Genomic DNA, 14,977 nt, shown 5'->3' with positions numbered 1-14,977 from the left:
GCTCTCGAAAGTCTGTGATCTGGTGCCTTGCGGTCTGGATGGTGTGGCCTGCTGGACACTCTGGGGCGGGAAGGCTCAGTTCCCGTGGAAGTCCCCTGCTGTCGGGCTCACGCGCTGCGACTGTCGGGATTTCTGGTGTCGGTGCTGTGGGGGTCGGTGGTCCGGCTGCCGGTGCTGCGTTCGCCCGGTGTGCCGGGGACGGCGTCGCCGGAGTGCCGCGGACGCAGATGTCCCGCTGCCAGAGCGAGTTTGGTGCGGCCGCGCGCGCATCGGCTTTTGATGGTGCCGGTGGGCACGCCGAGGAGTTCGGCAGCCTCGGCCACCGACATGCCGTCGATGTCGACGGCGACCACGGCGGCACGCAACTCGGGTGAGAGGCAGTCGAGGATGCCGGTCATCGACATCGCGAGATCCAGCGTTGCCATCGGGTCGAGCGGTGCCGCGGTCGCGGTGAGCTCATCGGCCACCGACGTGACCAACTGTCGCTGGGATCGCTTGCGCCGCAGAATGTCCAGTGCACAGTTCGCGACGATCCGATGCAGCCACGACCGCACGGCGCAATCCTTACGGAAGGCTCGGGCGGTGACGAAGGCCTTGATCATGCCCTCCTGCAGCGCATCCTCGGCGTCGTCGGGACTGACGCTGTATCGCCTCGCGGCACACCACAGGTGATCTCGATGGCGGGTGAACAGCACGCCGAATGCGCGGTGATCTCCGGCGACGTGCACGTCGAGGAGTTCGGCGTCGGTCATCGCCTCGTATGCGGCGGGGTGCAGCGGAGGTGGCAGGTCCGTCATGTGTCGAACGCTAGGTGCGTCGCACACCACCGTGCATGCTCAGCGCCGCAATGATGCTGTTCGGCTGTCATTCAGACGGTTGAGTGGAACCGAAGTACTCGGACCGAATTCAGCCGAGCAGTCCGGTGATCACTTCGGCCGCAGGAGCTTCGGTGGCCGACCGCCAGCCGGTGCCAGCCCAGAGGTTGGTCAACTGCGGATCGTCATTCGCCGCGGCCCACGACTTCAACGGTCCGGCAAGGGTGTTCACCTGCGGGTAGGCCGCAGGAGCGATCGGGCCGAGTTCGTCGTGAAAGCGATTGCGCAATCCCCGTGCAGGCCGACCCGAGAATGCCCGGGTCACAACGGTTTCGGTGAACGCTGGATCGGTCAGTGCGCGACGGTGTGCGGACTTGGTGCCTGCCTCGGGTGTGCGCAGCAGCGCGGTACCCATCGACACACCGTGTGCGCCGAGTGAGAGCATCATGTCCACGTCGGCTCGATCCGATAGGCCACCGGCGACGACGACCGGGAGGTCCACATCAGCGGCGACGTCGGCGAGCAGGTCGGGCAGCGGGCGGGCCGGTGGCTCGATGCGCGGATCGAAGGTGGAGCGGTGCCCACCCGCATTCGGGCCTTGCACCACAAGGAAATCCGCGCCCAGCGCCGCGGCCGAGCGGGCGTCCTCATGGTTGGTGACGGTGACGCCCACCGCAGTGCCGGCGCCGTGGAGGCGCGCGATGTCCTCATCGCCGGGCAGACCGAACGTGAATGACACCACGGCGAGTGCGGCGTCGACGAGCACGTCGAGTTTGGCGTGATAGCCGTCGTCGTCGAAGGTGGCACTCTCGGCGATCGACACTCCGCACGGTTCGGCGAGGTCGGCGAGATGTTCGCGGTACCGGGCGAGCGCGGGTGTGTCCACGTCGAACTCGTTCACCACGAACAGATTCGCGCCGAAGATCTCGGCACCTGCGGTACGAGTGGCAATGATGTTCTCACGCAATGCTTCTGCGGATTGATAGGCCGAGGCGAGCATACCCAGTCCACCGGCGCCCGACACCGCGGCCGCCAGTGCGGGGGTCGACGGCCCGCCGGCCATCGGCGCACCCATCACAGGTAGTGCCAGGTCTCGAAAGGAGAAGTGCGGCGCGGTCATATCGCTCAGCTCGCGGCGCCGACCTGGTTCACCGTGGCCGAGTAGCCGCCTGAGGTCGATGCCAGCGAGGTGATCCACACCAGCAGATACGGCGCCGACCGAGGGTCGGACACGGTGATGGTGGTGGTGGGCCGGTTGATCTGGGCGGTGGCCACCGGCGAGGTCTGGGAGAGCGTGGCATTCGCCGACGGCGCCGGGCGGACCTCCACCGAGAAGCCGGGCGTGGTGGTGCGGATCGTGACGGTCCGCACCGCAGCCGGACTCTCCAACCGGTACATCAGACCGAGGCCGTTCTTCAGATTCCCGAACCGGGGACCGCCCTGGTAGGTGTCGGTCTTCCACGCCGGCGGGGCGCCGGTGATGGTGTTGCGAAGGTTGGCCGAGCTGTCGGGCGGCTGGTTGGAGAAGTCGACCAGCGTCACCGCGTTGAAGGTGACCGGGCCGGCGGCCGGAGCGGGCGCCGAGGCCGACGTCGTCGGCTTGGGTGCGGCCGCCGAGGCTGACGTGGTGGGCGTCAGGATCGAGTCGATGTTGTCGCTGCCGCCGCTGCCACCGAGTGCGTTGGTGATCGAGACGACGATCGCCACGATGAGGAACAGGATGAGCAGACCGGCGCCCACGAGCAGTGCCGTCGTCCGCATCGACTCGGGCCGTTTGAGCAATGAGCGCAGCCGGCGTGTGCGGCCCACATTGGTTGCCGGTTCCGGGCGCATCGCGGGACCGGGGACCGCCGGCATGAGGTCGGTCGGCTGGTCGACCACCGTGGCCTGGTCGAGGACGTGTTGCACCGTGGCGGCGGTGCGGATACCGCTGTTGCCCTGCAGTGCCCGGGCAGCCACCGCGGAGATCTCGAACGGGATGTCACCGCGCGCCATCCGCGGCTCGACCGGAAATCCGTTGTCGTCGGGCTCGGCAGCCTGCAGCCCGCCGATGGGATCGGGATGGGTCGCCGTGGTCGCCACCTGATCGGGGTTGTCGTCGTCGAGCGGCCAGCGCTCCAGCAGCAGCGCGTAGAGCACCGCGCCCAGCCCCTTCACGTCGGTCGCCTTGTCATCGCCGGCGAGGGTTCCGGGGAAGGCCAGTACGGCGTTGCCGTCGGTGCTGATCCGGATCCGGTCGGGGTGATCGATCGACAGCGCGGTGCCGGTGCGATGGGCCGACTCGGCGGCGGCGCCGAGTGCCCGCACGGCGCGCGCGGCACCGATCGGTGAGGGATGGGTGGCGGCGACTTCGGCGAGCGATGAGCCGCTGACCCACTCGCTCACCACGATGCCGCCCGAATACCCGCGCACCACGTCGAGCACGCGCGCGATGCCGGGGGTGTTCACCCGGCCGAGCCGCAGGGTGCGAGACAGCACGGCCTGCGGGCCCTCGGACTGGCGTTCGGGCGGCGTGCCGGTGGCGGGTGTTGCGGACTGGTCGGGATCGACGAAGGTCAGTGCGACGTCGCGATCGAGATGGATGTCGCGAGCGCGCCAGAACTGCAGTCCGCGCGTGCCGCCGTGATGGCTGAGCAGCCGGTAGCGCCCGCCGGCGACCTGTGCGCCGGGGACCAACCGCGGCCCGCGGCGTCGCGGCGGGGTGGGCGCGGCACCGCTGTCACCATCAACGGCGGGTTGGCGAGGTGTGTCCGGGCGCGATCGCTGCCCGGCTGTCGAACCACCGGCCGCCGGATCACCCGCCGTCGAACTACCCGCTGTAGGAGCACCCGTGACCGGGGTTCCGACCGCGTTGTCGGGCGTGTTCACGCCGGAATCCGGGCGCGCACCGGTCTGGCGCTTGTCGTCGACCTCGCCCGTGTCCAACGGTCCCACTCCTCTCCTGCGGTATCTCAGGCCATGGCCGGCATCGCTCGCCGACCAGGCGGCCGCCGAACTCCCGGCGGTGCCGCGCTGTCCGGCAGCGCCACCGGTGTGCACAGCATAGGACTGCCAGCTGGCGGTGCCCTGGTCGAAGCGTCGGAGCACTTGGACCTGACCAGAATACGGGAGCGACTCCTCGGAGCTGATCCGCGGAAACTGCACCGTCATCGCAGGCGCGTCGTCGGGTTCGAGTGTGGTCTTGGGGGCCAGCGCCGGGATGAATCTCGACAGCGCACGACGCAGCGCGACCCCGATCGCCACCACGTCGGGCACCCGGAACGCGACCAGCAGTGCGTAGGTGGCGCCGAGCACGATGATCGCGGTGAGGATCAGGTAGCCCAGCGATCCGAGTTTCCCGCCGTTACGTGCGAGCCCGGCCAGTCCCGACGCCTCGGCGATCAGCCACACCACCAGCGACACCACCACCGACGCCGCCAGCGTCACCAGCGTGGTGCGTTTGACGTTGGTCATCTCGACGTTGCCCAGGCGGCGCCGGAGCAGATAGTGGCCGACGATCGCGCCGACCAGATATCCGAGACCGTTCGACAGCGCCAGCCAGCGCACCACCAGATCGGGATCGCTGAAGAGCACGGTGCCCAGCAGCGACGAGGCCGTCTTCACCGCGGTGATGCCGATGACCATGAAGGTCGGTGTCCAGGCGTCCTCGCGGGCGTAGAACACGCGCAACTGCACCAGGGTCATCGCATACGGGATGATCGTGAACGCACCCCAGGCGAGCACGCTGCCCACCTGGGTGGCGGTGTCGGCGTCGAAGCGGCCGAAGTGGAAGACGGTCAGGCCGATCGCCGGACCGAAGAAGGTCATGTACGCGGTCACCGGCACCAGCGCGACCAGTGTCAGTCGGGTGGCCATCGACATGTCGTCGATCACCCGGTTCGTGTCGCCGGCCGCGGCGTTGCGCGACAGGCGCGGCATCATCGCGGTCAGGATCGTCACGCCCAGCACGCCGTAGGGCAGCTGCAGCAGCTGCCAGTGCTGGTTGTAGGCGGTCGGCCCGGCCGCAGACACCGAGGCCGCGATGTGTGTGGTGATGACCCACCCCACCTGCAGCACCAGCACATAGAGGATCACCGCGGCGGCCATCTGGCCGAACTGCCGCAGACGTGCGTCGAGCCCCCACTGGAGTTTGAGTCTGACCTTCGCGCGGCGCAGCGCCGGGAGCAGCACCGCGGTCTGCACGATGACGCCCAGCGTGGTGCCGATGCCCAGCACCAGCAGCTTGGGATCGCTCATGCGGACCGGGTTGAGGGTGATCTCACCAGGGGTGACCGCATAGGCGACCAGTGCCAGGATCTGCACGATGTTGTTCATCACCGGCGCCCAGGCGCCCGGTTTGAACAGACCCTTCATGTTGAGGATCGCGATGAACAACGCCGACAGACCGTAGAAGAGGATCTCGGGCAGCAACAGGTAGGCGAGGGCGGTCGCCAGCGTCCGGTCGACCTTGCCGTCACCGAGGGAGACGTAGGTCAGCAGCGGTGCGGCGATGAGCGCGACCACGGTGCCCACGCCGAGCACGGTCAGGGCGAGTGTGAACACCCGGTTGATGAAGCCGGCGCCGCCGTCGGCGTCCTCGGCCTCCGCGCGGACCAGCACCGGGATCACGATGGCGGTGAGGACCGCGCCGAGCAACGCCTCGGCGACCATGCTCGGCAGCGTGTAGGACGTCAGGAAGGCCGAGGCGATGGCGGGGCCGAGCAACGCGGCGACCAGGATCGCGCGCACGAAACCGGTGATCCGGCTGGTGAGCGTAGCGATCGCGATCGATCCGGAGGTCCGCAGCACGCTGGCATCGGAATCGCGGGCCGGACGCTGCACACCGGACTCCCCCGCGTCGTCGTCCGTGAGGTCGTCGGGGTCGGTGTCGTCTGCGTCCGTGTCGTAGGGGTCTACGCCGTCGGGGCCGCGTCGAGCCGTCGCGGTGCGGGCCCGCAGCGGTTCGCGGATCGGGGTCTGCGCCACCTGCGCCCCCACCGATGTGCCGTCCTCGCCGAAGGCACTGTCGAGCTCATGGCGCATCAGGTCGGCCTCGGCGGGCAGCTCCTCACGCGGTGGGCGCCGGTTGCCAGTGCTCTGGGGTGACCGACCGCGTGACCGTTGCGCTGACCGGTCGGCCGGTGGCACCCGCCGCGGCGTCGCGCGTCGTGGTGTGGCGATCGACCCGTCGGCGGCCAGCGCCGGCATGATCGACGTCGCGTCGGGATCGGTGCGCTGGGGACGCCGCTGGTCGGCATTGGGTCGGGTCGCGCGGGTCGGGGTGTCTGCCTGGTCGCCCTTGCTGTGGCGCGACCGGGTCGAATCCCGTTGTCCGGCGTCCTGATCTGGCCGGTACTCATCCGGCCCTGACTGACGATCGGGCGCTGACTGACGATCGGGCGCTGACTGACGATCCTGCCCTGACTGACGATCCGACCGGTGCTGGTCGGGCCCCTGCCGGTCCGAGCGGGGCACGCCGCCGCGCTCCCACGGCGGCCGATGGGCCGGCGTCGCGGGCGGGATACGACGTGGGTCGGCACGACGTGGCGGTTCGTTCACCGTGTGTTCCGTTCGCGGTTCGTGCGCTGTGCGCTCGGCTGGGTGGCGGTCGATCGATCGGCGTTCGGGGCAGCGTCGGGGCCCGGATCGTCGTGGCCCGACCGGCTGGCTCCGGTCCTGTCCCCACGGGTCCGGTCGGCCGGCGCCCGCCCGGTACCCACTCGCCCGGTACCCATTCGCCCGGTACCCGCCCGGCCGTCAGCGGGTCGACCGTGACTGTGCAGGTAACGGCTCTCGGCCATCATGCGGTCGTGCTCGTCGGGTTCGGGACGGTCGGCGTCGGCGCGGTCGGGGCGTCCACGGAATCGACGCCACAGGCGTCGCCCCGCGAGCAGGACGAGCAGCACACCGGCGCCGATCGTGACGTAGAACAGTGGTTTGCCATACGCATTGGAATGTACTGACAGGTTGATCGAGTCGCCGACAGCCATGCCCGAGGTGGTCACCAACGCGATGTGGACCGTCACCGTGCGCGACGAGGTGGCGCGGGCGGGCACCTGGATCTGGCGGGTTCCCTTCGGCGGGATCTCCACGACCCCCATGTCGTCGACCTGCATACCCGACGGCGCCGACAGTTCCAGCCGCGTCCGGATGGGCAGGGCCAGCTCGTTGCGCACCACCAGCAGCAGCGGGCTGCGTTCGGATGCGAGCGTGAACTGACCACCCGGGTCGACGATGCTCACGGCCGCCCGCATCGAGGCCATCGACGCATCCAGCGCCGCGAGCCGTGTGGTGGTCGCCGTGCGCGCAGCCGTCAGCGCCGATCTGGCCTGCGGTGCGCTGCCCTGCGGTGCCGGGCGCAGGGCACGCAGCAGGTCGCCGCGCAGCGGTGCGAGGTAGGCCTCGGGCGTCAGCTGCGACCCGGCCCGCTGGATCAGTGATGCGCCGAGCGAGCCGATCTGGTCGTCGAGGGTGCGTACCCGGGTGACCGTCTGCTGACTGATCAGGGTGCCGGGTAGTCCGGTCGCCGCCGGGACGATCAGCTTCGCCGATGGCGTCCCCCGCGTCGGATAGGCCAGCCGCGCGGCGAGGTCGCCGAACGGGCGCGGCGTGGCCAGCCCGGTGTCGAGCAGCGTCGAGACCTCGTCGAGAACCGCCGACGCGTCGTCGGCGTCGGGCGACCAGACGGCCGGCGGGACGATCAGCGAGGAGCGGCCGATCGGCCCGGGGTCGGGTTTGGCAGGCATCGACGGTGCGATGGCCGTGTAGGCGAGCGAGGCGGCCGCGGTCTGGCGGCGACTCGCCGGCGACTCCCCCGACGGGTCGATGCGTACCGCCGACGGAGTGATCGCCGGGATCGTCGGGGAGTCACCCAGCTGGGCCACCGCGGAGGTGACCGCCGGGTCGAAGGTCGCCACATTCGTGCCCTCGGCCTCGTAAAGCCCCTGGCTACTGACGTCGCCGACCGACACCGCCGACTGCGAGATCACCGCGCCGTGCGGGGTCGACCCGAACAGGTCTCCCAGCATCCGGCCCTGGTTCTGCGACAGCGAACCGGTGGTCGGGATCACCACATCACGTACCGAGCGCACACCGAGCACCTGGTCGACGGTGTCGGCGGGGTCGATGAGAGCGCTGCGGCTCAGATCGGTTCTGTCGACACGGGTCAGCGCGTCCAGGCTGGTCTGCGCGTAGGGCAACGCGACCACACACATCCGTCCGGCGACGTCACGCAGATGTGCCAGCCAGTCGGCGGCCACCGATGAATTGGTCCCCCGCCGGGTCTTGGATCGCGGATCGCCAGGGTTCTCGCTGATCTGGTAGCCGTCGGCCATCGTCTGCACGGTGCGTAACAAGTCGGGGTCGATCGCCAGGCACAGGCTGCGCGCTAGCGGTGCGGTCGCCGCGCCGGTCCCCGAGGTCACCTTGTCGACCGCCGAGACGAGGGTGTCCAGACGTCCGCCGCCGCGCAGCGATCCGGCGAGATCATCGTCGATGAGCCGACCGCGGGCGTCCGGGTCGGCGGGAATCCCCGCCGCCAGCGTCGGGGTCGCGGCGATCGGCCACAGCACGGTGACCGGGGTCGGTGCCGACACCGACGGTGCGACTGCACCGTCCGGGCCGGCCGACACCGGCGCCGAGTCGTCGTTCGAGGTCTGCGCCCACGAGTTGTCGCTGTTGGCGCGGGAAGGATCCGGCGGCAGTCCCAGTACCGGCAGGAGCGTGCGCGAATCGTCGAGCCGCAGCGCGCCGATGTCGGGGTCGGTGCCGTCCACGGCGACCAGAAGCGGGTAGACGCCCAGCTGCGAGATCTGGAGCCCGTTGTCGCCCGACAGGCTCGCGCTCACCCGGAACGGCAGTGTGCCGCCGGGTCCGAGGGTCCCGGGAATGGGTGTGAAGGCGGTGATGACGGGGTATTCGGAGGCGTCCGAGCCCAACGCCGACCGCAGGCCGGTGCCCGAGGTGACCGCCTGCCCTCGCTGCATCCGCACGGTGAGGTTGCTCAGCGTCTGTTTGCCCGGGTTACGGACGTGGCCGGTGATGGTGACCGTGCCGGGACTGGTGGTGGTGACCGTCGACGGTGTCACGGCGTCGATGTCGATCACCACACCGGCGGTGGTGTCGGCCTGGGAGGGGTCGTCCCCCGGGGCCGCCTGCGCGCTGGAGATGGTCTGCGGTGACACCAATGCCTCGGCGAGTCCGCCCACACCTGCCGGACCCGAGACGGTGAGTACGGCGACTACGAGCAGGATCGGCCAGAGGCGACGCAGGATCGTCGGTCCGGTCGGCACCGTCTCACCCCTGCTCGCCGCGGGCGGACTCCGACGGCCCGCCGGTGTCATGTCCGGTCGACCGGCGTCGCCCGCCCCGCCGGCGTCGCCGGTTGCGGGGGCTGGTGCGGGCCACCGGGTCGTTGCGGTGCTGGTTGCGCGCCGCGGCCGCCTTCTCGTAGGCGTTGGGCTCGGTGCGCGTGCACTTGGCCTCCGATTGCGCGAGTTTGTCGGGGTCACCGGTGAGGTCGGCGATCACGCCCTCGGCCAGTCGTGCGAGCCGGCGTTCGTCGGAATAGGTGAGGCGCCGGGGCAATTCGGTGAACGGCACCCAGGCGACCTCACTGACCTCGTAATCGGCATCCGACAGTTCGCCGCCGGTGAACCGCATCAGGTAATGGTGCACGGTCTTGTGGATCCGTTTGCCCTCGCTGACGAACCAGTAATCGATCTTGCCCAGCGACGCGACGACCTTACCCTCGATGCCCGTCTCCTCGGCGACCTCGCGCACGGCGGTCTGCTCGGCGGTCTCCCCCGTCTCGATGTGGCCCTTGGGCAGCGACCAGAGCATCCGGCCACGACGATCGACGCGCCCGATCAGTGCCGCGCGCAGATCTTCGCCCACGGTGTCGAGTCCGGCGACCACGAGTCCACCCGCCGACGTCTCGCGCACCGTCCGCAGTCGCGGAGTGGTGGAGCGGGCGTTCTGGCTCGCGAGGTCGGCCGCCTGAGGTGCGGGCGTCGCGGTTCCGCCCGACCTGGTCCCGGCATTTTTGGCCCCGGAATTCTTGGTACCAGCATTCTTGGTACCGGCGACCTTGCCGCCAGGCTTGACGTTTCCCGGCTTCAGGTTTCCTGGTTTGGGGTTCGCCGCAGCGGGTTTGGCAGGTTTCGGTGTGGGGTTTGCCGCCGTCGGACCGGTCGAGGCGGTGCCCGATGCCCCTGACGCCCCCGAAGCCTTGGCGTTGTTCTTCGCGGATCCGTTGTTCTTGGTCCCGTTGTTCCTGGCACCGTCGCCGCCCCGGCGACCACGGCCTCGGCCACCGCGACGGGAACTGCGACCCGATCGGGTGCCGCCGGACAGATCAGCCGGCGTCACCACAGACGAATTCGAGCCGCCCCGCTCGCCCACGTCGGCGACCGGACCGGATTCTTCGCCGTTCCGGCGGGCTGCGGCGGCGGCCTCGGTCGATTCACTCTTGGTACCGGCCACCTGAGGGGTGCCGCGGCGACGGCCACGTCGGCGACCGCGACGGCGCGATGTGCGACCAGTCGCCTCAGCGCGCGGCGCGTCGGCGCCGGACCCCTCGGATCGGGAGCCCTCGGATCGGGAGCCGACGGGTCCGGCGATCTCACGACCAGAGCGCGCCACTCGGGCGTGATCGGGGTCTACGAAGTCGGCGGACACCCACATGATGCTAGCGACTGTCAAGCCCCCATCTGTTCACGCGCACCCGTCGGCGCATGTCTGCGGGCGCCGACGCTGCAATATGCTGGGACCCCGTGACCGAGGGACGAGGCGGTGTGACCGGGGGCCGAGGCGGCGCCGACAACGATCGGCGCGTGCGATTGCTGGCGTCGGCTGCGGCCGGGCTGCGCCCGGTCGAGGATGTGCTGGCCCCGCTCGGGCAGAGGTTCGCCGACGCCGGACATGAGCTGTATCTGGTGGGCGGCTCGGTCCGCGACGCCGCACTGGGCCGCCTGGGAACCGATCTCGATTTCACCACCGATGCCCGCCCTGAACAGGTCAAAGAGCTGTTGAGCGGATGGGCCGAGGCGATCTGGGACACCGGAATCGACTACGGCACGATCAGCGCGGCGAAGTCGGGTCAGCAGATCGAGATCACCACCTACCGCGCCGACTCCTACGACCACGTCTCCCGCAATCCCACCGTCGCCTACGGCGACACCCTCGAGGGCGACCTCATCCGCCGCGACTTCACCATCAACGCGATGGCGGTGCGGATCGGGCCGTCGGGCGCCCAGGAATTCGTCGATCCGCTCGACGGCATGTCGGATCTGCTCGCCGGGATCATCGACACGCCGGCCGCGCCGGAGGACTCCTTCAACGACGACCCGCTGCGCATGCTGCGGGCGGTACGTTTCGTCGCCCAACTCGGCTTCCGGCTGCAGCCGCGCGTGTTCACCGCGATCGTGGAGATGGCCGATCAGATCAACCGCATCACCGTCGAACGGGTGGCGGTCGAGCTCGACAAGATGATCCTGGGCGAATACGCGGTCGAGGGTGTGCGGATGCTCGTGGACACCGGCCTGGCCGACCGCATCCTCCCGGAGATCCCGGGCATGCAGCTCACCATCGACGAACACCACCAGCACAAAGACGTCTACAACCACTCGCTGACGGTGCTGCAGCAGGCGATGGATCTCGAGGAGTCCGATCCCGATCTGGTGTTGCGCTGGGCGGCGATCCTGCACGACATCGGCAAACCCGCCACCCGGCGTCACGAACCCGACGGCGGTGTGAGCTTCCACCATCACGAGGTGGTCGGCGCGAAGATGGTGCGCAAGCGGCTGCGCGCGCTGAAATACCCGAAGCAGACCATCGAGGACATCGCGACGCTGGTGTTCCTGCATCTGCGTTTCCACGGCTACGGCGACGGCACATGGACCGATTCGGCGGTGCGGCGGTATGTGACCGACGCCGGGTCCCTGCTCCCCCAGCTGAACAAGCTCGTCCGCGCCGACGTGACCACCCGCAACAAGCGCCGCGCCGCCCGTCTGCAGAGCAACTACGACGACCTCGAGCGGCGGATCGCCGAGATCGCCGAGAAGGAGGACCTCGCCCGGGTCCGCCCCGATCTCGACGGCAACGAGATCATGACGATCCTCGGCATCTCGCCGGGCCCCGAGGTCGGCAAGGCGTGGAGCTTCCTCAAGGAACTACGCCTGGATCGGGGGCCCCTCGACCACGACGAGGCGATCGCCGAGCTCAAGAAGTGGTGGGCGTCCGAGCAGTCGTGACGGGCTGCGCCCGTGCGCTCACGGGCCGGTGTTCACACGTCGAGTGCGGGGTGCAGCTGCGACATATTCGTCACCTGTCTGCGCCACACCGCCACCGACGTGACCGCCAGTGCTGCCACCGCGAATGCGGCCAGCACCACGAAGGCGCGGATCAGCGTGGAGCTCAGACCCCCCGACACGGTGACGCGTAGTCCCTGCACCAGGTAGGTCATCGGCAGCAGTGGGTGCACCGCCTGGAACGGGGCGGGTGTGGTCTCGATCGGATAGAGGCCGCCGCATGCGGTGAGCTGCACGATCAGCAGCACCAGCGACAGCGAATCGCCGATCACCCCGAGCGTGTAGCGCAGCATGTGGTCGATCGCCACGAAGGACACGGCCCCCAGCATGAGCAGCAACCCCAGCAGGACCGGTTTCTCGGGATCGAGTCCGAGTCCGAATTGCACTGCGGCGTAGAGGATCAGACCGCCGATCGCACCGAGCAGGGCCACCGGCAGCCAGCCGCCGACAGCGACCACCACCGGGTTCACCCGGTTGGCCAGCGCACGCAGGTTCACCGGCCGGAAGAACAGGTAGGCCAACAGGCCCAGCACCCAGACCGCGATCGACATGAAGAACGGTGCCAGCCCGCGCCCGTACACACCGGCGGGGTGCAGATTTCGGGTGGTCAGTCCCACCGGCGAGCCGAGGATGTCGGCGGCTTTGGCGGTCTGTTCCGGCGAGGTGTCGGGGATCTTGTCGACCGCGCCGTTGACCGTGGTGGCGATCTTCGCCGCACCGGCGTTGGACTGGTTTGCCGACTCCTGCAGCGTTGCCGCACCCGAGGAGATGGCGTCGAGGCCTTGTGAGATCTGCGTGCCGGCGCCGCCGACCGAGGTGGCCGCCGCCGACAGTGCGGTCGCCGAGGAGGTGACCGAACGCACCGCCGCGGTCACCGGCCCACTCTGCTTCCCCACCTGTTGTGCCTGAGCGGTGGCGTTGTCCAGCGAGGTCAGCGAGTCGGTGGCCGCCGAGTTCGCCGACCGGGTGGTCTGCGACACCGCGGTCAGCGCCGAGAGTGCCTGCGAATACGCCGGAGTCGCCGACACCAGGGGGTTGGCGCCGAGTTCGCGCAGTGCCGAGAGCGCCTGGTCGGCCTGGGTGGTGGCCAGCGAGGTACCGTCGGCCACGATCTTCACCCCGCTGTGTGCGGCGTCGGCGGCGTCGGCGAGTGCGCCTGCCGCGGCGGGCAGGGTCGCCGCCGCCGAGTCGGCCAGCGCATTCACGCCGTTGCTCAACTGCGTTGTCGCGGCGGTGATCTTGTCGACGCTGCCGCCGATGCTCTGGGCGCCCTGACGCGCGGCGTCGATCCCCTGACCCAGCGCATCGCTGCCCCGTTGGGCCAGACCGGTCGCGTTCACCAATGCATCCGCCCCCTGCGCGGCGATACCGAGTTGCTGTTTGACCAGCGACAGGTTGCCGTAGATGGCCTTGGCGTACGCGGCGTGAGCGGCACTGTTCACCTGGTTCTGCAGCTCCACCTCGGCGGTTTGGGCGACCACGCCGACGATGTAGTTGTTGGCATCGTTGAGGGTGATGCCCATCGTCGCCCGCTCTGGAATCGGGTTCTGCGCGCTCACCAGGTTCGAGCTGAAGTTCGACGGGATGGTGATGGTGAAGTAGTAGCGGCCGTGGACGAGACCGTCGTGTGCGGTGTCGGCGTCCACGAAGTCCCAGTCGAACTTCGGTGTCGCGCGTAGCTGTTGGACGAATTGGCCGCCGGCGTCGACCAGCTCTCCGGCCGCGGTCACGGGCTTGTCCTGATTGACCACCGCGACCGGGATCTTGTCGGTCTTGCCGTAGGGATCCCAGTTCGACCAGAGGTACAGCGCGCCGTAGAGCAGCGGGATGAGGGCGAGTCCGATCGGCGCGATGATCCGCAGCGGTTCACGGAAGCGGCGCAGTTCGTTGATCGCCAGCCGGATGGCCCTCATGCCTCACGCCCCTCGTCATCTCGATGTCCCTGGTGCTGTTCGTGGTGCCCGTGCTGACCGGGCGCAGCGAGCTGATCCCGCTGATCGGGCTCATCCGGCTCATCCGGTGAGTACCGGTCGCGTGGATGCGGCAGTGCCACCACGACCGTGGAGCCCTCCCCGTCCTCGGTTGCCTGCGCGGCTGCGGTTGTGTCGCCGGTGGCGGTGGCGGTGGCGGTGGCGGTTGCCGTGGTCGGTGCCCCCAGGCTCGAGGCGATCACCGAGCAGCCGTGTGCGTTGAGCTGCCTGAGCATCGCCCACACGCGGTCCGCCTCGTCGGGGGTGCAGTTGCGTGTCGCATCGTCGACGACCACCGCCGGCGGGTCGGCGGCGATGGCCAGTGCCACCGAGAACAGCACACGATCGGGTGCGGGCAGCTGGTGGATGAACTCGTCGCCGTCGGCGTGGACGTCGAGGGCGGCCATCGCGGTTTCGATGTCGGCGACAGACAGCCGGTTCTTGCTGAACAGCCGGCGTTCCTCGATGAGTTCATGCACCCGCAGTTCGTCGTCGAGGTCTACCGCCGGCGGTGCCTGTGCCACCTGGACACGGCTGGCGATCTCGCGCGGACGGGTCAGACCGTCGACGCGCAGTTGTCCGGCGATCGTGCGCCAGCGTCCGGCGATCGTCAGCAGCAGCGAGGTTCGGCCCGACCCCGCTGGTCCGGTCACGATGGTCATCTGGCCGTCGGCGGAGGTGAACGAGATGTTCTCGTACACCGGCCCGCGGGGCCCACGTGCGGTGATGCCCTGCGCGTGAATGGTGACTCCCACTGGTGCTCCCTGCCATTCGTCGAGGCGATCACCGAGCACGGACGCGCCGGTGGCTGCGTAGTCAACACAATCAGTGGATTGCGGACGGCGTCCAACCCGCAGCGCCGCGTGGCGGTGTGCGATTGCGCCCCTCGGCGACGGGCTATGAC

At 69.4% G+C, this 14,977-nt stretch carries 8 protein-coding genes; 1 reads left to right on the top strand and 7 read right to left on the bottom strand.

Annotated elements, in window-relative coordinates:
- Positions 1-107: 107 nt before the first annotated feature.
- From sigM to IEW22_RS09725, 5 genes are all read right to left on the bottom strand, one after another.
- Positions 108-797, bottom strand: a complete 690-nt coding sequence (gene sigM / locus IEW22_RS09745; RefSeq protein ID WP_308421380.1) for an RNA polymerase sigma factor SigM — start codon at positions 795-797, stop codon at positions 108-110.
- A gap of 109 nt (positions 798-906) precedes the next feature.
- The gene (locus tag IEW22_RS09740; RefSeq protein ID WP_188586417.1) at positions 907-1,935 is read right to left on the bottom strand and encodes a nitronate monooxygenase; all 1,029 of its coding nucleotides are present in this window, start codon (positions 1,933-1,935) and stop codon (positions 907-909) included.
- 5 nt (positions 1,936-1,940) lie between these two features.
- Positions 1,941-5,837 (bottom strand): murein biosynthesis integral membrane protein MurJ, encoded by a 3,897-nt coding sequence (locus IEW22_RS09735; protein ID WP_407066593.1) that lies wholly within the window; start codon positions 5,835-5,837, stop codon positions 1,941-1,943.
- Positions 5,838-6,349: 512 nt separating this feature from the next.
- On the bottom strand, positions 6,350-9,085 hold the full coding sequence (locus tag IEW22_RS09730) for a DUF6049 family protein (RefSeq protein ID WP_188586416.1): 2,736 nt from the start codon (positions 9,083-9,085) through the stop codon (positions 6,350-6,352).
- Positions 9,086-9,089: 4 nt separating this feature from the next.
- A complete protein-coding gene (locus IEW22_RS09725; RefSeq protein ID WP_373284162.1) occupies positions 9,090-10,472 on the bottom strand; it encodes an NUDIX hydrolase in 1,383 nt (460 codons plus the stop codon).
- 95 nt (positions 10,473-10,567) lie between these two features.
- On the opposite strand from IEW22_RS09725, the gene IEW22_RS09720 reads away from it, so the two are divergent.
- Positions 10,568-12,046, top strand: a complete 1,479-nt coding sequence (locus IEW22_RS09720) for a CCA tRNA nucleotidyltransferase (protein WP_373284161.1) — start codon at positions 10,568-10,570, stop codon at positions 12,044-12,046.
- 32 nt (positions 12,047-12,078) lie between these two features.
- Here IEW22_RS09720 and IEW22_RS09715 read toward each other — a convergent pair whose 3' ends face one another.
- Both IEW22_RS09715 and IEW22_RS09710 read right to left on the bottom strand, forming a co-directional pair.
- Positions 12,079-14,016 carry a YhgE/Pip family protein gene (locus tag IEW22_RS09715; RefSeq protein ID WP_188586414.1) on the bottom strand — a complete coding sequence of 646 codons (1,938 nt, stop codon included), beginning with the start codon at positions 14,014-14,016 and terminating at the stop codon, positions 12,079-12,081.
- A complete protein-coding gene (locus IEW22_RS09710) occupies positions 14,013-14,828 on the bottom strand; it encodes an ABC transporter ATP-binding protein (protein ID WP_188586413.1) in 816 nt (271 codons plus the stop codon). The genes IEW22_RS09715 and IEW22_RS09710 overlap by 4 nt, the downstream gene beginning before the upstream one ends.
- Positions 14,829-14,977: the final 149 nt, after the last annotated feature.

Source organism: Gordonia jinhuaensis, assembly GCF_014639795.1.
Lineage (GTDB): Bacteria > Actinomycetota > Actinomycetes > Mycobacteriales > Mycobacteriaceae > Gordonia_B > Gordonia_B jinhuaensis.
The sequence above is the reverse complement of the archived record's forward strand: the minus strand, read 5'-3'. Positions and strand labels throughout refer to the sequence as shown.